Origin of the sequence: Lachnospira sp. CLA-JM-H23 (assembly GCF_040096425.1) — a bacterium.
In the GTDB taxonomy this organism is placed as follows: domain Bacteria; phylum Bacillota; class Clostridia; order Lachnospirales; family Lachnospiraceae; genus Lachnospira; species Lachnospira rogosae.
The window spans coordinates 124,125-145,840 of the sequence record NZ_JBBMET010000004.1 but is presented as its reverse complement, the minus strand read 5'-3'; the positions used below and the strand labels follow the sequence as shown (position 1 = coordinate 145,840).

Annotated in this window: 14 protein-coding genes; all 14 read left to right on the top strand. The window is 37.6% G+C overall.

The features are described from left to right. Positions 1–108: 108 nt before the first annotated feature. Complete coding sequence (locus WMO42_RS06720; protein ID WP_022502322.1) at positions 109–1,704, top strand: peptide chain release factor 3; 1,596 nt, start codon at positions 109–111, stop codon at positions 1,702–1,704. A 32-nt stretch (positions 1,705–1,736) separates the two neighbouring features. Beyond that, entirely contained in the window at positions 1,737–3,779 is a 2,043-nt protein-coding gene (locus WMO42_RS06715) for a dockerin type I domain-containing protein (RefSeq protein ID WP_349191838.1), read from the top strand. Positions 3,780–3,794: 15 nt separating this feature from the next. Then, positions 3,795–5,471, top strand: a complete 1,677-nt coding sequence (locus tag WMO42_RS06710) for a cadherin-like beta sandwich domain-containing protein (RefSeq protein ID WP_349191837.1) — start codon at positions 3,795–3,797, stop codon at positions 5,469–5,471. Positions 5,472–6,005: 534 nt separating this feature from the next. Then, positions 6,006–7,709, top strand: a complete 1,704-nt coding sequence (locus WMO42_RS06705; protein ID WP_022502319.1) for a methyl-accepting chemotaxis protein — start codon at positions 6,006–6,008, stop codon at positions 7,707–7,709. A gap of 178 nt (positions 7,710–7,887) precedes the next feature. Continuing rightward, entirely contained in the window at positions 7,888–8,664 is a 777-nt protein-coding gene (locus WMO42_RS06700; RefSeq protein ID WP_318255836.1) for a hypothetical protein, read from the top strand. 353 nt (positions 8,665–9,017) lie between these two features. Next, entirely contained in the window at positions 9,018–11,483 is a 2,466-nt protein-coding gene (locus WMO42_RS06695; RefSeq protein WP_055306740.1) for an ATP-dependent DNA helicase, read from the top strand. 147 nt (positions 11,484–11,630) lie between these two features. Then, entirely contained in the window at positions 11,631–12,560 is a 930-nt protein-coding gene (locus WMO42_RS06690) for a hypothetical protein (protein WP_055306739.1), read from the top strand. Positions 12,561–12,640: 80 nt separating this feature from the next. Continuing rightward, positions 12,641–14,056 (top strand): FapA family protein, encoded by a 1,416-nt coding sequence (locus tag WMO42_RS06685; RefSeq protein ID WP_349191836.1) that lies wholly within the window; start codon positions 12,641–12,643, stop codon positions 14,054–14,056. 27 nt (positions 14,057–14,083) lie between these two features. After that, positions 14,084–15,034: a M14 family metallopeptidase gene (locus tag WMO42_RS06680; protein WP_349191835.1), complete on the top strand. Its 951-nt coding sequence runs from the start codon at positions 14,084–14,086 to the stop codon at positions 15,032–15,034. Beyond that, on the top strand, positions 15,034–15,969 hold the full coding sequence (locus WMO42_RS06675) for a M14 family metallopeptidase (protein WP_349191834.1): 936 nt from the start codon (positions 15,034–15,036) through the stop codon (positions 15,967–15,969). The genes WMO42_RS06680 and WMO42_RS06675 overlap by 1 nt, the downstream gene beginning before the upstream one ends. A gap of 135 nt (positions 15,970–16,104) precedes the next feature. Further along, entirely contained in the window at positions 16,105–19,857 is a 3,753-nt protein-coding gene (locus WMO42_RS06670) for a phosphoribosylformylglycinamidine synthase (RefSeq protein WP_116443893.1), read from the top strand. Positions 19,858–20,204: 347 nt separating this feature from the next. Continuing rightward, positions 20,205–20,501: a DUF2325 domain-containing protein gene (locus WMO42_RS06665; RefSeq protein WP_022502311.1), complete on the top strand. Its 297-nt coding sequence runs from the start codon at positions 20,205–20,207 to the stop codon at positions 20,499–20,501. A 30-nt stretch (positions 20,502–20,531) separates the two neighbouring features. Further along, the gene (locus WMO42_RS06660) at positions 20,532–21,119 is read left to right on the top strand and encodes a DUF3793 family protein (protein WP_242858643.1); all 588 of its coding nucleotides are present in this window, start codon (positions 20,532–20,534) and stop codon (positions 21,117–21,119) included. A 57-nt stretch (positions 21,120–21,176) separates the two neighbouring features. Next, a complete protein-coding gene (locus WMO42_RS06655; RefSeq protein WP_055176228.1) occupies positions 21,177–21,599 on the top strand; it encodes a flavodoxin in 423 nt (140 codons plus the stop codon). Positions 21,600–21,716: the final 117 nt, after the last annotated feature.

Here is a 21,716-nt window from a genome sequence, read left to right as displayed (position 1 = left end):
AACTGAGTAGTTTATAAAATAGTCCGGCACTAAGTAGTTGAATTAAATTGATGGATACTATATACTAGATTAGTTAAAGTGTAAAATGATTTAAGAAATGGAGAAATTATGTCAGATATTACAAGTGAAATTAAGAAAAGAAGGACATTTGCAATCATATCCCACCCGGATGCTGGTAAGACAACACTTACTGAGAAGTTCTTGTTATATGGTGGTGCTATTAATCTTGCTGGTTCTGTAAAGGGTAAGAAGACAGCGAAACACGCAGTATCAGACTGGATGGAGATTGAGAAGGAAAGAGGTATCTCTGTAACATCTTCAGTACTTCAGTTTAATTATGATGGATATTGCATTAATATTCTTGATACACCTGGACACGAAGATTTCTCAGAGGATACTTATAGAACTCTTATGGCTGCTGACTCAGCCGTAATGGTTATAGATGCTTCAAAGGGTGTTGAGAAACAGACTATTAAGCTTTTTAAAGTATGTGTTATGAGACATATTCCGATCTTTACATTTATTAATAAAATGGATAGAGAAGCCAACGACCCATTCGAGCTTCTTGATGAGATAGAAAATGTACTTGGAATTGCTACTTGTCCTATCAACTGGCCTATAGGCTGTGGTAAGGCATTTAAGGGTGTATATGACAGAAAGCAGAAAGAGGTATCACTCTTTAAGGCGGCAATGAATGGACAGAAGGAAGTAGATACTAAGAATATATCAATAGATGATGATGAGCTTAAGGCAGAGATTGGTGATGATTACTGGGCTAAGCTTGAAGAAGATGTGGAACTCTTAGATGGTGCAAGTGCAGAATTTGATCTTGCCAAGGTTCAGGCAGGAGATTTAACACCTGTATTCTTTGGTTCAGCACTTACTAACTTTGGTGTAGAGACATTTTTACAGCATTTCCTTGATATGACTACATCACCACTTCCACGTAATTCGTCAGTAGGTCTTATAGACCCATTTAAGGAAGATTTCTCTGCTTTTGTATTTAAGATACAGGCTAATATGAATAAGGCACATAGAGATAGAATTGCATTTATGCGTATATGTTCAGGAAAGTTCACTGCCGGTATGGAAGCTAACCACGTTCAGGGTGGCAAGAAGATAAGGCTTTCACAGCCACAGCAGATGATGGCACAGGAAAGACACATTGTAGAAGAAGCTTATGCAGGAGATATAATAGGTGTATTCGATCCGGGTATATTCTCAATAGGTGATACTATATGTACTTCTAATAAGAAGTTCCAGTTTGATGGAATTCCTACATTCGCACCGGAACATTTTGCAAGAGTAAGGCAGATTGATACAATGAAGCGTAAGCAGTTCATTAAGGGAATAAGCCAGATTGCACAGGAAGGTGCTATTCAGATATTTCAGGAATATAACACTGGAATGGAAGAAATTATTGTCGGTGTTGTCGGTGTACTTCAGTTTGAAGTTCTTGAATACAGACTTAAGAATGAGTACAATGTAGATATAAAGTTAGAGCCGCTTCCATATGAACATATCAGATGGATTGAAAATCCAGAAGAAGTTGATGTGAACAGAATTGTCGGTACTTCTGATATGAAGAAGATTAAAGACCTTAAGGGCAATCCGTTATTGGTATTTGCTAACAGCTGGTCAGTTAATATGGTGCTTGAACGTAATGAGGGACTTAAGTTATCTGAGTTTGGAAAGAACAACTAAATTGCAGATTTAATAAGGAACAAGGTGATTAGATGAACGTAAGCTACAGAGAGATTATAAAAAAAGCAGTAGCCATAGTACTTATGGCAGTCATTCTTGTATGTATGGTGACAGGATTTTCGTATACATTTACCGCTAAAGCAGATGATACAATTATTGCTACAGGTTATGTTAATTATGATGTAACAAGCCTTAGAATAAGGACAGCACCTGTTAATGGAAGTGTAATTACTAAAGTAGATGGTGGATTTAAGTTCGATATATACGAAGAAGTGAATACGAGTGCGACATATAAGTGGTACAGCATAGGTTTTTATCTCAATGGTGAATACACAAGAGGATATATAACATCAGAGTATACTACCAGGGAAGCAAAGTCAGATTATACACCAGATAATAATTTTGAAGATTATCTTGAGGCACAGAATTTCCCGGCTTCCTACAGGGAAAGCTTAAGGCAGCTTCACAGTGCATATCCATTATGGGTATTTGTAGCAGACCATAATGGAAGGGACTGGGATACTATGGTTAATGCCCAGAATGTATTAGGACGAAGCCTTATATACAGTTCGGCAGATGCTTCGTGGAAGTCTACGGCTGATGGCTGTTATGACTGGAATACAGGTGAGTATACAGAGCTTGACAGTGGTGGCTGGGTTCAGGCATCTGAGGGACTTGTGAAATATGCACTTGACCCAAGAAACTTTCTTGATGATACATACATATTTATGTTTGAAAGTCTTTCTTATGACTCATCAGTACATAATATAGACGGTGTGCGCAATATTATAAGCGGAACATTTATGGAGAATTCAAGCCACAATCTTGACGGCTATGACTATGCTTCACTGCTTATGTATGCAGGTGAAGTATCCAAGGTAAGCCCATATCACCTTGCAACAAGAATTATTCAGGAACAGGGTGCAGACGGACGAGGCAACCAGATATCTGGAAATGTAAGCGGATACGAGGGCTATTATAATTATTACAGCCAGAACGCATATGCAAGCGGCGGTCTGTCAGCAGTCCAGAATGGTTTGAAATATGCCAGACAGACCGACAGCTCTAATATGAGGCCTTGGAATTCGCGTTACAGGGCTGTTGTAGGTGGTGCTGTCAATCTTGGAAAATGGTACATTAACAAGGGTCAGGATACTATATATTATGAGAAGTTTGATGTTAAGAACTTCTCACACCAGTATATGACTAATGTGCTTGCACCAAGGTCAGAAGCGACAAGGGCTAAGAAGGCATATAGTTCATACACGCTTAATAATACAACATTTAAGTTTAACATTCCGGTATATGATAATATGCCATCGTCAAGATGTATAATACCAGATGGCAACCAGAGTGCGAATAATTGGTTAAAGTCATTATCAATTGATGGATATTCACTTACTCCAACATTTTCAGCGGATACAACATCATATAGTCTTATTGTAGAAAATGATGTTACAAGTATAAATGTAGCTGCTTTAGCAGCAGATACAAGTGCAAGTATAAGCGGAAGGGGGAGTCATCAGTTATCAGTAGGAGATAATGTTATTAATATAGTAGTTACAGCAGAAGATGGTGGAACAAAGACATATACAATAAATATTGTTAGAAAAGAGAAAGACTCAGGTAATACAGGTGATAGTGATGGTTTTAAAACAAACCTTAATATTGATAATGAGCAAAATATAGTTACTGGAATAGGTGTTGGAAGTAGCGTTGAAAACATAATTAACGGAAATACTTATATGAACGGATGCTATGGAAAAGTTTTGGATAGTAATGGAAGCGAAAAATCAAAAGAGTCTGTTATTGCAACAGGAGATAAGCTTATTACATACAAAAGTGATGGAAGTATATATGCACAATATGATGTTGTTATATATGGCGACGTTAATGGTGATGGTAGAATTACAAGTCTTGATATGTTATATATAAAAAGACATATTTTAGATATTAAAATATTATCAGGATCATATTTGCTTGCGGCAGATGCTAACAGAGATAATAAAGTTACAAGTGTAGATATGTTATATATAAAAAGACATATTTTGGATATTAAATATATACAACAATAAAAATGGAGAAATATAATGAAGCTAACTAAGAAGATTACAATATTTTTTTTATCACTTATTTTTGTATGTGGAATAATAATGAATTTAGTAGAAAAAAAAGATGTATCAGCGGCAGAAACAGCAAGGATATCGGTAAGTTCAGGTAATTGTGAAGTTGGAGATACTGTAGATATTACTATATCTGTAAGTGGTTCAAATATTATGCTGTGTGATTTTATTGTTAATTATGATGCAAGTATGATTACACCAGTAAGTGGTAGTTATGATGCTGGAGGAAATGGTGTATTAAGGTTTATATCTACAGATGCAACTAGTTTTAAAGTCACATTTAAAGCCATAAAACCAGGTACGGCAAGTATATCAGTTGCTAAATCAACGGCACAGATAGGTTCAATGACGGAAGACTATATGAATGTTGTTACATCCTCAGGAAGTATCACTATAACAGCTCCGCAAAGTTATTCTACAGATAATACATTAAGTTCACTTGAAATTAGCCCTGGAGTGCTTTCTCCGGCATTTTCACCAAATGTTACAACTTATACGACATCTGTGGGAAGCGATTGTCAAAAACTTACAGTAAGTGCAGTAGCAAATGACTCTAAAGCCACTGTTAGTGTTACAGGAACAAGGATGGACATAGGTCTTAATACAACAACAATTACTGTAACAGCAGAAAATGGAAGTAAAAAAGTATATACAATAAAAACAACGAAAGCAGATGATATAAAAACATCTGATAATGATAACAAAAATGATGATAATTCACAAATAGACAACACTGTTGATAATAATGATAATGGTGCTAACGCAGTTCAACAACCAACAGTAAGTGTAAATGGATACGAGTATAGTATTATATCCTCATTTGATGAACATCCACTTCCAGATGGCTATGTACAATCAGAAACGGATTATAATGGTATTAAAATTGCAGTTGGAATGGGCATAGATACTAATATAACTTTAGTGTATCTTGAAAGTGATAATGGTCAAGGCGAGAGTGGATTTTATGTATATGATACTGTGAATAGGACATTTTCAAAGTATATACAAATATATCAGCCGGATTTATCATATTGCATACTTCCTATTGATGTTTCATCAATGGAACTGCCGGATGGATATGATATGGTTAAATTAACTATTAGTGGAGAAGAAGTCGATGCCCTTCTTGACAGAACAGGCAACTACGCATTATTCTACGGCGTAAGCTCTACAGGAGAAACAGGCTGGTTCAGATACAATGTCAATGATGGCACAATACAAGGCTACGCCGGTTACAATATGGCAGATGAACAGGTAATCAACACCAACACAAAGACAGCTGACAGTGATAAGGCATTTAATACAGTCAGCAGTTATATATTCGTTATATTAGCAGTCCTTGCTGTTGTAATAATAGCATTAATAGTTATAGTTATAGCCTTAAGCATTAAGCTTTCAAAGAGCAAAAAAGCCTTCGTAGGAGCAATGGACGGCTACGAAGACGAAGATATAGACGAGGAAGACTTAGACGATATGGAACTTGAAGATGATGAAGAAGATATCTTATATGATGACTTAGAAGAAGATATAGATGAAGAAGTATCTGATGATGCCGTCCCATATCAGTCATCAACCACAAAAGATCTCCCCGAAGAATACAATGAGTCTGAAGAACTGGAACTAGAAGAAATAGACGATAAATAATAAATATCTATCGTCCACCATAAACAGACAGCAAATAGTTAAATCATAATCAGATAATAAATAGGTGACAATAACCACAACAGTCTGACAATAGAGCCTCAATCCCCAGTCCCCGCTTTACTGGCTTGTCCAGTAACAGGGGACATCCCCTTTTCGTAAATCTATTGTCCGGCTGTTTTTTTACGCAAAAATCCCCCATCTCTATTTCATTCCTAATCCACTGAAATATATTTTAAAGCTATTCAAATATAATATATTGACAAATATATTTTACTATGCTATAAAATCTACTTAATAAATAAAACAAAATATACCAATGGTTGAAAGACAGCCAGCGATGCTAAAGCTGATAGAAGCATAAGAAGACGCTGGGGAGCCGCCGGTCCTTAGCTGGCAGTTCCAACTGGCAGCTTAGTACCGCTGCGAGCGACACGCAGTGCAAACGTGTCTTTGTTGCTTCTATTCGCTTTAACAACGCGTCCGGGGTCCGTCTATCTTCCACCCCCATCAATTTAAAGAAGGAGATGTACAAGAATGATATCTAAATTACACCAACTAAATTTACACGACAAAATAAAATACATTTACGCTACTGTAATTAAATTTATGATTTTATCAGGAATCGTAAGCATAATTGGTTTATCTCTTCTGGATATAAGATTTAATTCTTATGTAAAAGGGGCTCAGAAAGCAAATAATGCTGCTAAAGAAAGTATTATAGATATTAGTTCTGCTGCCCGCAATATAAGAGAGATGGCATTAAATGACGACAGTTCAACTTATGAGAATTATAAGAATAATGTTAAGACAGTTCTTACAGACTCCCAGACACAGCTTGATATTATAAAGAATACCAATATAATAGATGATGATTTGTATAACCAGTATGTTAAAGCACTTAATGAATGGGGCAATATCGGTTACGATATAATTAACCAGATTGAAAAGGGCGACCTTGCAAGTGCCAAGAATAAAATCCACACAGTATGTACACCTGCACTTAACAATCTTATGAGTATTGCGGATAAAATGGAGGATGAAACCAACAAAGAGGCGGATCAGGCAATATTGTTAAGTAATGTTGTGGCAGTCATAGGCGGTGTGGCTATTGTGTTATTTATTGTAATAGCGAGCCTTATATCAAAGAAAATAGGTGCTAAGATTACAGAGATGATAATAGAACCATTAAGGGATATAGACAATGTAGCTAAAGACCTTGCTAATGGTAACCTGCACAGTGAGCTTACATACCATTCAGATGATGAATTAGGAACATTAGCCCACAGTCTGCGTAAGTCAATAAGAACATTAAGTTCATATGTTGATGATATTAAAAGGTCAATGCAGGAATTCTCACATGGTAACTTTGATGTTAAGCCAGAAGTTGAGTGGAAGGGTGATTTTGAGGAAATATTACATGCATTTATGAGCTTTGAAGCAAGTATGGCAGATCTTGTAAAGAACCTTCAAAGAGTAGCTGACCAGGTGGCAGAAGGTTCAGAACAGATAGCCGCAAGCTCAACAGAGCTTGCAGAAGGAGCAACTAATCAGGCAGCTTCTGTTGAGGAGCTTACAGCTTCCCTTGCAAGTGTATCAGAAAGAGTTGCACAGAATTCACAGAACGCCAGAGCAATAAGTGGCAGGGTAGATGAACTTGGAACACAGCTTTATGAGAGCAATGGTAAGATGAGCGAGATGGTTACATCAATGAGTGAAATTGAAAAGGCTTCCAAGGAAATCAGCAAGATAATAGAAACTATCAACCAGATAGCTTCACAGACTAATCTTCTGGCACTGAATGCGTCTATAGAGGCGGCAAGAGCTGGCGATGCAGGAAAAGGTTTTGCGGTAGTTGCAGATCAGGTATCAGCACTTGCGGCACAGAGTGCAGAAGCTGCCAAGGAGTCAGCTTCATTAATAGATACATCTGTTGCAGCAGTCGAGAAGGGCATGGTTATTGCCAATGATACAGCTTCCCAGCTTGGTGCAGTAGTGGACAATTCAAGACATATAGTTGATGAAGTTAATAATATTGCAGATGTTCTTAATACACAGACAGAGGCAATTAAGCAGGTTGATGATGGTGTAGAAGCTATCAATGATGTTGTACAGACTAATTCTGCCACATCACAAGAGTGTGCCGCTGCAAGTCAGGATATGAGTACACAGGCAGACACATTAAGGGGACTTATTGCAACACTTAAAATAGCACATTTTAAGAAAAATAATAATAAATAATAAATAAAAGGCAGTAAAAGCATAAGTAACAGAGTAAAATATATTCTCTATACATAGTAGATATGTAATGAGAATATATATTAAAAGCTTTTACTGCTTTTTGTTGTAAGAATATATGTTCTGATTTATAATGAATTAAAAAAAGTATAACATTACTAGACAGGTTATGGACAGAACATTGAACAATATATTATATGAAACATCGGAATATGAAGATTACGAGGCATTTGTTAATGCTAAAGATAAGATAATTGGCAAGGCACATAATAACAAAGGGATAGGGACATTGTCAGAAAAGACACTTCACGCTGTCCTTAAGCTGTATTATGAGCCTGATGAGGACAAGCACGAGGTCGCTATGAGCGGTTATTATGCTGATATATATAATGACAAAGGAATAATAGAGATACAGACACGCCAGCTTAATAAACTGAGGGATAAGCTTTCGGTATTTCTACAAGATTACCACGTTACTGTGGTGTATCCGCTTCCATTTAACAAGTGGTTAAGCTGGGTTAATCCTGATAATGGAGAGGTTCAGGGTAGGAGAAAGTCGCCAAGACATTTTACGGAATATGATGCATTTTACGAGTTATATAAGATAAAAAGCTATCTGAAAAATCCTAATCTTTCAATCAATCTTGTGCTTATGGATATGGAAGAATATAAGCTTCTTAACGGCTGGAGTTATGATAAGAAAAGAGGTTCAACAAGATATGACAGAGTACCGGTTGGGATAAGAAGAATAGTAAAGTTTGACAGGATAGAGGATTATATGCAGTTAGTTCCAGCGGATTTGAAGGAAGATTTTACGGTGAAAGACTTTGCCATGGCGGCTGGGGTCAGTGTTGAAGCGTCAAGATATACGCTTAATATTCTTAATTATCTTGAGATAGTAAAGCGTACTGGCAGAGTAAAGAATGGGTATGTCTATAACGTCACAGAAGAATTTTAATATAATGAGCGCAAAAGAAAAGGAAGCGGCTGCGAAGCAGACATTTACTTTTCTTGCGCCATTAACGAACGAACAGTCGTGCGAAGCAGGACGAAAGAGTGCGATAAGCACGGGTTCGTGAGTATAGGGTAGATAAAAAGAAAATTATGATATAATGAGCGCAAAAGAAAAGGAAGCGGCTGCGAAGCAGACATTTACTTTTCTTGCGCCATTAACGAACGAACAGTCGTGCGAAGCAGGACGAAAGAGTGCGATAAGCACGGGTTCGTGAGTATAGGGTAGATAAAAAGAAAATTATGATATAATTAGCACAAAAAAATACGCAGAAATATGATATATAAGGAGGCACAGATATGTATGTAATTAAAGATAATACATTTAATATATCAGTAAGAAATCTGGTTGAATTTATGTGCCTTGGTGGGGATATTGATAACAGGGATACAGGTGTTGCTGATGTTAAGGTTATGCAGGAGGGTGCGAGGCTTCACAGGAAAATCCAGCACTCTATGGGTTCTAATTACAGGGCAGAGGTGCTTCTTAGGAATAAAGAGGAGCTGACATCAGAGGGTGGAATTGAATACGAGCTTAGAATAGAGGGCAGGGCAGACGGAATAATAGCTGACATTGAGGAAGATGAGGATGGCAATAAGCTGCCGATAGGTGAGGTTACAATTGATGAGATTAAGACTATGCAGTCAGATGTAGGAAAGCTTAAAGAGCCGGTGTATGTGCATAAGGCACAGGCTATGGTGTACGCTTATATATATTTAACAAGGTATAATCTGGAGAGCATTAATGTACAGCTTACTTACTGTAATACAGAAACTGAGAAAATAGTAAGATTTAAAGAGCAATATGACAGTGAGTCAATTATAAAATGGTACAGAGAACTTGTAGCTGGCTTTAAAAAGTGGATGGATTATGTATTTGATGAAAGGGCAGAAAGGAATGCTTCAATTCAGAAACTGCATTTTCCATTTGAGTACCGTGAGGGGCAGAAGAAGCTGGTTGCGAGTGTATACCACACGGTAAAAGAACAGAAGGTGTTATATATACAGGCACCGACAGGAGTAGGAAAGACTATATCAACAGTATATCCAGCCGTGCAGTCGTGCAGTAATGGCTTAACTGACAAGATATTCTATCTTACCTCCAAGACAATAACGAGAACGGTAGCCGAGGAAACATATGCGATACTAAGAGATGCAGGACTGCATTTTCGCACAGTGACACTGACGGCGAAGGATAAAATATGTCATCTTGATGAGCACAACTGTAATCCAGAGGTGTGCGAGTATGCAAGGGGGCATTTTGACAGGGTAAATGAAGCTGTTTACGATATAATCACTAATGAAGCGGTAATTAACAGGGATACGATATTGCAGTATTCAGTGAAGCATAAGGTGTGTCCGTATGAAATGTCGCTTGATGTTTCATACTGGTGTGATGGAATAATATGCGATTACAATTATGCTTTTGATCCAGATTCTTCATTAAAAAGATATTTTGGTGATGGCGGCAAAGGCAATTATGTATTTCTTGTAGATGAGGCACATAATCTTGTTGACAGGGCAAGGGAGATGTATAGTGCAACGCTTGTCAAGGAAGATTTTCTTGCCTGCAAAAGAGTAGTTAAGGATATGGACAAAAGGCTGGCTTCATACCTTGAAAAATGCAACAAATATCTTCTTGAATTAAAGAGAGCCTGTGATAAAGAATATATAATAATAGATGATTACTGTGGCACATTTTTAGCTAATCTGCAATCGTGTTATTCGTATATGCAGAAGTTCTTGGATAAGAATAAAGGAAAGCCGGTGTGCGATGAGATAATAGAATTCTTCTTTAAGATAAGACATTTTATTAATATGTATGACTGCATAGATGAGAAGTATGTTATATATGCTGAGCATATCGATGACGGTGACTTTGCACTTCATCTGTACTGTGTTGACCCGTCAGGACAGTTATCGCAGAGATTAAGTCAGGGAATATCGACAATAATGTTCTCGGCGACACTTCTTCCAGTGAATTATTTTAAGGAAATGCTTTCAGGAAATGCAGATGACTATGCTGTGTATGCACATTCGCCGTTTGATACTGATAATAAGAGAGTGCTTATTGGACGTGATGTTACAAGCAGGTATACGAGGCGTAATTATAATGAGTACACCAAGATTGCAGGTTATATCCACACACTTACGCAGTCGAAGCAAGGCAAATATATGATATTCTTTCCTTCTTACAGCTATATGAGAGAGGTGTATGATATATATATACAAAAATATGCCTGCAATGTTATAGATCTGCACGATGTTGAGGATGGAAGCTACATTTATCATCTCTCTGAGGGAGAAAATGTATTGATACAGGATAATAATATGACGGAAGCCGATAAAGAGAATTTCTTGTCAGTATTTATGGATAATACAAGTGGAAATGTCACGGGCTTTTGTGTGCTTGGCGGTATATTTTCTGAGGGAATTGACCTAAGGGATAAGTCACTTATAGGGGCGTGTATTGTAGGAACAGGCATACCTATGATATGCAGACAGCGTAATATATTAAGAAATTATTTTGACAGTATAGGTAAGAATGGCTATCAGTATGCGTATGTATTTCCGGGAATGAACAAGGTGCTGCAGGCGGCTGGAAGAGTTATAAGAACTGCAGATGACAAGGGTATAATACTTCTGTTAGATGACCGTTTTATGACACAGGAATACCAGATGCAGTATCCAAGGGAATGGGATAAAGTGTATCCTGTAGATATTAATAATACAGGAAAATGTATTGAGGATTTCTGGAGATTATAAGGCATATGGGGAATTATGAGGGAATTTGTCAATTGTGGTGAGATTTGGCAAGTAATATGTTGAGAAATTGTCAGACATATGCTATTATTCTAGTATAAATACGGACTGTGACAATTAATTATATGATTATTTATATTGGAGAGAACTATGGGAGAGAATGAAATCAGGAATTTAGCGGATTCCCATGCGGGAATAGATGAATGGAAGAAAGCTGGATTTAACGAACTTCAGGTGCTTGAGATTACTAAAGGTAATGATAATGGCGTTGATATTTCTATATATGCCAGTCCCGAATATAATTCAAGGCAGATGAAGGTTATAAGAATGGCACTTGAGGAAGGAATTGATGTAAGTGCTATGGCAGATCCGGAGTATAATTATATGCAGATGGAGCAGATTAAAGAAGGTATAAAAGAGGGTATTGATTTATCGCTTATATGCAATCCGAAGTACGATTATTCTGTTATGAGAGAGATTCGTCTTGCATTAAAGTACAGATTTGATCTTACAAGATATGCAAAGCTTGGATATTCTGGTGAGGTGTTAAGACAGATAAGACTGGCTAAGAGAGATGATGTTGATTTAACATTTTTCGTTGATGAGAATTTCGATGCACACCAGCTTAACGAGATTAGAATAGGCTTGTTAAAATGTGTAGATGTATCGAAGTATATGCTTCATGAATATACAGCAGACCAGATGAAACAGTTAAGGTTAGGACTTGAGGCTGGAATAGATATTACCAAGTATAATATGATAGGTTTCTCCTCAGGACAGATGGAACAGATAAGGTTAGGAGAAGAAGAAGGGATAGATGTAAGTCCATATGCAGATCCATTTATCAATGCTGTCCAGATGAAAGAGATGAGAGAACAGATTGAGAATGATGGCAAGGTTCAGGAAGAACCACAGCTTAATGAACTTCAAAGTCAGGAGATATTGCTTGGACTTCAGAGTGGTGTAGATGTAAGCGTATACGCCGATGCAAGATATACTTGCAGACAGATGGAGCAGATAAGAATAATGCTTGAGAGGGGTCTTGATCCTTCGGAATTATTAGTATATAAAGACCAGTAATTAAGGACATACATATAAGGGGAATTCGATTATAAAGATGACATAAGACAATGTGCTATGGTTGATTGGAGGAGTCAGAATTGAATGATGTACTTAGAGAACAGATACAGTTAAATACCAAAGAAGTAGTTGTCAATGTTGATAATGATCATATGAAAGCAAGTATAGTCCTTAATGGCATAGGCAGTGATGAAGCTTATACATATGAGGAGATTGCAGACAAGCTTTCACAGGCAGGTGTGCGTACAGGAATTAATGAAGCGAGAATACGCGAAGTTATTCTTAATAAGCTGTACGATATTGAAATCGTGGTAGCAGAAGGCAAAAGTGCAGTTAACGGTACTGATGGTTATTACAACTTCTTCTTTGATTCAGAGTATGAAAGAGATAATAAGCCTACATTAAGAGAAGATGGTTCTGTTGATTATTTTAATGTAAAGCTTTTTGAGAAGGTTAATAAAGATGATAAGCTTGCAGAGTATATAGAACCTACCAAGGGTGAATTTGGATATGACGTATTTGGAAAGCTTTTAGTTCCAAAGCCAGGAAGACCAGGACCTAAGTTAAGAGGCAAGGGCTTTACAGTGTCAGAGGACGGCAAGTCTTATTATGCCCAGTTAAGCGGTAAAGTAGAATATCGTAACTACGACCTTAATGTAAGTAATGTATATAATGTCAGCGGTGATGTTGATGTTGGAACAGGAAGCATAGATTTTAATGGTGACGTAGAGATTAACGGAAGTGTCAGAGGCAGTGTCAAGATACACGCTATGGGTAATATATACATAGGTGGATATGTTGAAGATGCAGATATATGGTCAGGACAGGATATCATTATACAGGATGGTGTTAATGCAGGTGAGAACGGAAGAATTGAAGCTATGGGCAATATATCAGCAAGGTTTTTCGAGAATGCACATATTATAAGCCATAGTGATATAAAGTGTGATTATATGCTTAATACAACAGCTTTGGCATATGGCGGAATATATCTTGAGGGCAAGAGAGGTTCTGTAATAGGCGGAGATGTCACAGGCGTAAGGGGCATATGTATTAAAGCTTGTGGAAGTGAGTCTTATTCTAAGACTGTATTAAGAGTTGGTGTAACTAAGGAGATAAGCAGTGAATATGCCAAGGTGCTTATGGTGCTTAAGGATATAGATACGCAGATAGACAGATTTAATCAGGCTTTACAGAAGCTTGATATATTAAAGAAGGCAGGTTCTGATAAGTTTGATGAAACACTTAACAGAAAGCTGTTGCAGTCAAAGATTGTTAAGACAGCAGAGAAAGCCAAATATGAAGAAAAAAGCCGTAATCTTTATACACTTGTAAGGGAGTCAGACAGGGCAGTTGTAAGGATTGATAAGAATATATATCCAGGAAGCCGTGTATTTATGGGCGATAAGACATATGTTCCTAGTACCGTATTTACGCATATTGCTTTAAAGAAGACTTCACAGGGTGTATTGATAAGAAATTATGATTCTATGTAGTGAGAATATATTTACAGAGGTTAGTTTATGATAGAAGAGGTTGTTTCAATAGAGCTTCCCGTGCATGAGAGAATGGTTATTAAGAAGAACAGGCTCACACCGAAAGATTATGCTGGCGAGCCTGTTCCAAGAATATCTATTGTTACAGGAATACATGGTGATGAGCTTGATGGGCAGTATGTGTGCTACGAAGTCATAAGACGTGTTAATAATAATCTGGAAAGATTAAAAGGAATTATAGATATATATCCAGATGTAAATCCCCTTGGAATAGATACAGGTTCAAGGGGAATTCCTATGTTTGAGCTTGATATGAACAGAGTATTTCCAGGTGATAATAATGGAGCTGTGGCAGAGAGTGTTGCGGCAGGAATTGTCAACGATATAATTGGAAGTGATTTCTGTCTTGATATTCATTCAAGCAATATATTTGTAAGAGAGATGCCGCAGGTAAGACTAAATGAAGAAAATGCGGAAAGACTGCTTCCATTTGCAAAGATGTTAAATGCGGATTTTGTATGGATATTTTCATCAATAACAGTGCTTGATGCGACACTGGCATACAGCCTTAATCATCTTGGTGTACCTACGCTTGTAGCAGAGATGGGCGTTGGTAACAGAATTAACAGGGAATACAGCCAGCAGCTTATTGATGGAATATTTAACCTTATGAGTAATCTTGGAATATGGGAAATACCAGAGGCTGATAATAAAATAGCTGTCAGAGAGCCTATTATCTCAACAGAGGGGGAAGTTAATTTCCTGACAGCGAAGGAAAGCGGAATATTTGTTCCATCTATTAATTCATGTGGCAATATCCATATGGGAGATGCCATAGGCGACATAATAGAGCCAATAGATGGAAGGATAATCCAGCATATTGAATCTCCGGTAGATGGTATTGTATTCACATTGAGGGAAAATCCAGTTGTATACAAGGGGGCACTTCTTGCGAGAGTACACGGAGGAAGAGTGTAATGAAAAAAGAAGTTTTATATAGTCTTAAGGGAATATACAGAGAGAATTTTGAGATAGAAGGCTACAGATTTGGACATGGCGAGAAATCAGCCTGCATAGTCGGGGCTATGAGGGGTAATGAGATACAGCAGTTATATATATGCTCACAGCTTATAAAGGTGTTAAAAGACCTTGAAATGAGAGGTGCAATATCGCATAACCACGAGATTTTAGTAATTCCGTCAGCTAACAGATTTTCTATGAATGTTGAAAAAAGGTTCTGGCCTGTAGATAATACAGATATTAACAGAATGTTCCCTGGTGATGAAGAGGGAGATACTACCAAGCAGATAGCTGCTGCAATATTTGAAAGCAGTAAGGGCTACAGCTATGGAATACAGTTTGCAAGCTTTTATATGCCTGGAGATTTCATACCTCATGTACGTATGATGGAAACGGGTTATCAGAGTGCGAGCCTTGCCAATCTTTTTGGACTGCAGTATGTTGTTATAAGAAAGCCAAAGCCTATGGATACGGCAACGCTTAATTATAGCTGGCAGATGAATGGAACAAATGCTTTTTCGATATATACGAACAGCACAGATATTGTTGATGAAAAGTCTGCAAGACAGGCAGTATCGTCAGTGTTAAGATTTCTTACGAGAATGGGAATATTAAAATATAACAATCACAGCGGTTACATAGCAAGTGTCATTAACGAGTATGATTTATCAGCCGTTAAGACATATGATGCAGGTTTTTACAAAAGGTTTAAAGAACCGGGGGATCCGGTTGTCCATAATGAGGTAATAGGTCAGGTTATTGATCCGTGTGAGGGATATGTCAAGAGTGAGATATTATCACCGACAGACGGCATAGTATTCTTTGCACATACAGCCCCTCTTGTTATGGGTAATGAAGTTGTATACAAGATTATAAGACGTATGCATGAATAGTGTATACAATATAGAAATATACACAACATTGTTCTTGTGTCTTGTTTCTTTAGTAATGATATGATAAAATATTTTACATTCTTGTTGAAATAGTAGTGACAGGAGTACAGCTGATTAAGAAAGGAAATAATTAAAATGAGTGGCGTTAAAAGAGTTTTTGTTGAGAAAAAGAAACCTTTTGCTGTTAATGCAAAGGAGTTACACGATGAAATCACAGGTTATCTCGGTATTAAGACAATTACAGATGTAAGGGTGCTTATCAGATATGATATTGAGAATCTTTCTGATGAGACATATAAGAAGGCACTTACAACAGTATTTGCAGAACCACCTGTTGATGATGTGTATGAGAATGAATTTAAGGCTTCAGATGATGATTTTGTATTTTCTGTAGAATATCTTCCGGGACAGTTCGACCAGAGAGCTGATTCGGCAGAGCAATGTGTTAAGTTCCTTAATGAGAATGAAACTCCTGTAATTAAGACTGCAACTACTTATATTATATCAGGCAAGCTTACAGATGATGATAAGGCTAAGATTAAAAACCATTGTATCAATCCGGTAGATTCAAGAGTAGCTGATGAGAAGCTTCCAGATACACTTGTTACTAAGTTTGATACACCAGCAGATGTTGTTGTATTTGATGGCTTCAAGGATATGAGCGGGGACAAGCTTAAGGAATTATATGATTCACTTGGTCTTGCTATGACATTTAAGGATTTCAAGTTTATTCAGGATTACTTCAAGAATGAAGAGAACAGAGATCCATCTATGACAGAAATCAGGGTTCTTGATACATACTGGTCTGATCACTGCCGCCATACAACATTTGCTACAGAATTAAAGAATGTAGAATTTAAGGACGGATATTACAGAGCTCCTATGGAAGAAACTTACAATAAGTATCTTGCTGACAGAGCTGTTATATATAAAGACAGAAAAGATAAGTTCGTATGTCTTATGGATTTAGCCCTTATGGGTATGAAGAAGTTAAAGGCAGAAGGCAAGCTTGAAGATCAGGAAGAGTCTGATGAGATTAATGCCTGCTCTATAGTTGTTCCTGTTGAGATTGACGGAAAGACAGAGGAGTGGCTTGTAAACTTCAAGAACGAAACTCATAACCACCCAACAGAGATAGAGCCATTTGGTGGTGCTGCTACCTGCCTTGGTGGAGCTATAAGAGATCCACTTTCAGGACGTACATATGTATATCAGGCTATGCGTATCACAGGTGCGGCAGACCCTACAGTTCCGGTAGCAGATACACTTCACGGCAAGCTTCCACAGAGAAAGATTGTTACAGAAGCAGCTCACGGCTATAGCTCATATGGTAACCAGATTGGTCTTGCTACAGGTTATGTTAAAGAAATATACCACCCAGATTATGTTGCTAAGCGTATGGAGATTGGTGCGGTTATAGCGGCAGCTCCAAGAAGCGCAGTTAAGAGAGAGAATTCTGATCCAGGAGATATTATTATCCTACTTGGTGGACGTACAGGACGTGATGGCTGTGGTGGTGCTACAGGTTCATCTAAGGTTCACACAGAGGAGTCTATAGAGACTTGTGGAGCAGAGGTTCAGAAAGGTAATGCACCTACAGAGCGTAAGATGCAGAGACTTTTCAGACGTCCGGAAGTAACTAAGCTTATTAAGAAATGTAATGACTTTGGTGCAGGCGGTGTATCAGTTGCAATCGGTGAACTTGCAGCAGGTCTTACAGTAGATTTAGATAAAGTCCCTAAGAAGTATGAAGGTCTTGACGGAACAGAACTTGCTATATCAGAGTCACAGGAAAGAATGGCAGTTGTTGTTGACCCAGCAGATGTTAAAGCATTTTTAGAGTATGCCACAGAGGAGAACCTTGAAGCGGTTGAAGTTGCTGTTGTAACAGAAGAACCAAGACTTGTACTTAACTGGAGAGGCAAGGATATCGTTAATATTTCAAGAGCTTTCCTTGATACTAACGGTGCACATCAGGAGACATCAGTACTTGTAGATATCCCAGATGACAAGGCTAATTACCTTGAAGCTAAGCCAGTAGATGATGTTAAGGGCAGATGGCTTAAGACACTTGCAGACCTTAACGAGTGTTCACAGAAGGGACTTGTTGAAAGATTTGATGGTTCAATCGGTGCTGGTTCAGTACTTATGCCATTTGGTGGAAAGTACCAGCTTACAGAGACACAGGCTATGGTTGCCAAGCTTCCAGTGCTTAAGGGCAAGTGCGATACAGTAACTATGATGGCTTATGGATTTGATCCATATCTTTCTAAGTGGAGTCCATATCACGGAGCTATGTATGCAGTAACAGACTCGGTTGCTAAGATTGTTGCGGCTGGTGGCGATTACAGCAAGATTAGATTTACATATCAGGAATATTTCAGAAGAATGACAGAAGATCCTTCAAGATGGAGCCAGCCATTTGCAGCACTTCTTGGTGCATATGAGGCACAGATTGGCTTAGGACTTCCATCAATCGGTGGTAAGGATTCTATGTCAGGAACATTTGAACATATAGATGTACCACCTACATTATGCTCATTTGCTATTGATGTAGCTAAAGAGCAGGATATTATCACACCTGAATTAAAGAAAGCTGGCAATATACTTGTAAGATTTGACATTGAAAGAGATAAATATGACCTTCCTGTATTCTCACAGATTAAGGAATTATATTCATCTATCCACGAAGCTATTAAGAGCAAGGCAATTGTGTCTGCATATGTTCTTGATGCTAACGGCTTAGTTCCAGCAATAAGCAAGATGGCATTTGGTAATATGCTTGGTGTTGCTGTTGAGCCATCTGTATCAAAGGAAGAATTATTCGCACCAGCATATGGCTGTATAGTAGCAGAAGTAGACAGCTCTAAGCTTTTAGAGATTAAGGCAGCTTATACTAAGGTTGGTACAGTAACAGAGGAAGCTAAGTTTACATATGAAGATGTTTCAATCAATATTGAAGAAGCATTAAGTGTATGGAAAGATACATTAGAGGGTGTATTCCCAACAAAGGTTTCTAAGGAAACTGATAGGGTTGAGTCACCTGTATATTCAAAGGGCAATGTATATGTATGCAAGAATAAGGTTGCGAAGCCAACAGTATTTATACCAGTATTCCCAGGTACTAACTGTGAATATGACAGTGCCAGGGCGTTTGAGAGAGCTGGTGCAGATACTATTGTCAAAGTATTCAAGAACCTTGATGCTGCAAGCATAAGAGAATCTGTTGATGAATTTGAAAAAGCAATTAACCAGTCACAGATTATTATGTTCCCAGGTGGATTTTCAGCAGGTGATGAACCAGATGGTTCTGCTAAGTTCTTTGCAACAGCCTTCCGTAATGCTAAGATGAAGGAAGCAGTTGAGAAGCTCCTTAATGAAAGAGATGGTCTTGCACTTGGTATATGTAATGGTTTCCAGGCTCTTATCAAGCTCGGTTTAGTACCTAATGGCAAGATAACAGGACAGGATTCTAATTCACCTACACTTACATTTAACACAATTAACCGTCACATCTCTAAGATGGTATATACAAAGGTTGTTACTAATAAGAGTCCTTGGCTTGCAGAAGCAAAGCTTGGCGGAGTATACTGCAATCCAGCTTCACATGGTGAAGGAAGATTTGTTGCACCTAAGGAATGGCTTGATAAGCTCTTTGAAAATGGTCAGGTAGCAACACAGTACTGTGACCCAGAAGGCAATGTATCTATGGACGAAGAATGGAATGTCAATGGCTCATATATGGCTATTGAGGGTATTACAAGCCCGGACGGAAGATGCTTAGGTAAGATGGCACATTCTGAAAGACGTGGTGATTCTGTAGCTATTAATATCTATGGAGAACAGGATATTAAGATATTCGAGTCAGGTGTTAAGTACTTTAAGTAAATAGAATAACTATCTGTGCGTAAGAACAGAATATCTAAATTATAAAATCCTGATGTATATTATACGGGTAAGCCTTGACTGACAAAGGTTTGTATAGTATACATCAGGAGTTTTTTATGTAGAATCAGGATAATAAAAAGTAATAAAAAGCTGTTGACAAAATAATTAAGTTAGATTATTATAATGATAGTTAGTAACAGCTAACATATATGCCTTTATATTTATTTAACGGGTCCCAGACCCGTTTATTTAAAAATCATAGGTTAGTAACAACTAACATAAGTTAGAATAAAACTAACAGTGAGATGTATACTATATATCTATTTCGCAGGATAAGGAGGAATAATATGAGTGTAGTTATAATTGGTGGTAACGAATGTATGGTATGTCAATATGAGAAGATATGTAAACAGCACGGCTGTAAGGCTAAGGTATTTGTTAAGGAGAAGAGTGGCTTTGGCAAGAAGATTGGCAACCCTGACCTTATGATACTTTTTACTAACACAGTATCACACAAAATGGTACATAGTGCTGTTACAGAAGCAAAGAGCAAGGACATTCGGATTGTGCGTTCACATTCAAGCAGTGCTTCATCACTTAATGCAGTTCTTCAGGAATATGTAGCAGACGGAAAGGCTTGTTAATTGTAACTGACACAGACAGCAGGCAGAGTAATGCGTAATATAAGGAATGGAGATTATATGCTTAGAAAGCTGGAGAATGAGATTGTAAAAGAATGTGCACCCACATTGGCTGGAATTAAGATGGCTAATCTTTTTAATTATAGATTTGTATCAGAAGATGAATTCGATTCTGAGATTAAGACTGCCAATATGAACCTTAATGAGAAGGGCGTATATATAGAAGTCTTAAGAAAGACAGATATGAGTTCATTGATATATGTATACAGACCAAGTATGTTATTTAAGGCAGTCAATAATGATGATGTATGGAATATATTATCCAGCTATGGATACATAGAACGAAGTATACAGGCATGTATTAATACACTTAAGGAACGTCTTATGACACAGCCCTGTTTTCCACACGAGATAGGTTTATTTCTTGGATATCCTGTAGAAGATGTAAAGGAGTTCATTTTTAATAAAGGACAGAACTGCAAATGTTGTGGTGTGTGGAAGGTATATTACAATGAACAGGAAAGTGTCAGAACATTTGCAAGATTTAAGAAATGTTCTGAGGTATATCAGAAGGTCTTTATAGGAGGACGAACATTAAATCAGTTGACCGTGAATATATGATTCACTCAACATATATGTGCACAAGCATTAAATTAAAGCAATAATGGAGGAATGATAATGAGTAAAGTTGCAGTTGTATATTGGAGCGGAACAGGTAATACAGAGGCTATGGCCAATGCTGTTGCTGAGGGAGCAAAGGAAAAAGGAGCAGAAGTAACATTATTCACTGCTTCAGAATTCTCATCAGCAAAGGTTGCAGAATTCGACGGAATAGCTTTCGGATGCCCTGCTATGGGAGCAGAAAATCTTGAAGAGTCAGAATTTGAGCCGATGTTTACAGACTGTGAAGCGGCACTTTCAGGAAAGAAGATAGCACTCTTTGGTTCTTACGGCTGGGGAAGCGGAGAATGGATGGATGACTGGGCAGAAAGAAGCAGGAATGCTGGTGCTGACCTTAGCTGTGACCCGGTAATCTGTAATGAAGCTCCTGATGATGAAGCTGTAAGTAATTGCAAGGATCTTGGTGCTTCTCTTGCATAATCAGAGTGTATGTACAATTAAGAATATGCATAGTTAATGTATGTGTATAATCAGATATGTGCATAATATAAAGTAATATAATGAATATATTAATAAGTGACATATTTATTCTGGACA

Coding starts and splice junctions, on each gene's coding strand:
- WMO42_RS06720 (WP_022502322.1), top strand. CDS start 109: ATGTCAGATATTACAAGTGAAATTAAGAAAAGAAGGACATTTGCAATC.
- WMO42_RS06715 (WP_349191838.1), top strand. CDS start 1,737: ATGAACGTAAGCTACAGAGAGATTATAAAAAAAGCAGTAGCCATAGTA.
- WMO42_RS06710 (WP_349191837.1), top strand. CDS start 3,795: ATGAAGCTAACTAAGAAGATTACAATATTTTTTTTATCACTTATTTTT.
- WMO42_RS06705 (WP_022502319.1), top strand. CDS start 6,006: ATGATATCTAAATTACACCAACTAAATTTACACGACAAAATAAAATAC.
- WMO42_RS06695 (WP_055306740.1), top strand. CDS start 9,018: ATGTATGTAATTAAAGATAATACATTTAATATATCAGTAAGAAATCTG.
- WMO42_RS06690 (WP_055306739.1), top strand. CDS start 11,631: ATGGGAGAGAATGAAATCAGGAATTTAGCGGATTCCCATGCGGGAATA.
- WMO42_RS06680 (WP_349191835.1), top strand. CDS start 14,084: ATGATAGAAGAGGTTGTTTCAATAGAGCTTCCCGTGCATGAGAGAATG.
- WMO42_RS06675 (WP_349191834.1), top strand. CDS start 15,034: ATGAAAAAAGAAGTTTTATATAGTCTTAAGGGAATATACAGAGAGAAT.
- WMO42_RS06670 (WP_116443893.1), top strand. CDS start 16,105: ATGAGTGGCGTTAAAAGAGTTTTTGTTGAGAAAAAGAAACCTTTTGCT.
- WMO42_RS06665 (WP_022502311.1), top strand. CDS start 20,205: ATGAGTGTAGTTATAATTGGTGGTAACGAATGTATGGTATGTCAATAT.
- WMO42_RS06660 (WP_242858643.1), top strand. CDS start 20,532: ATGCGTAATATAAGGAATGGAGATTATATGCTTAGAAAGCTGGAGAAT.
- WMO42_RS06655 (WP_055176228.1), top strand. CDS start 21,177: ATGAGTAAAGTTGCAGTTGTATATTGGAGCGGAACAGGTAATACAGAG.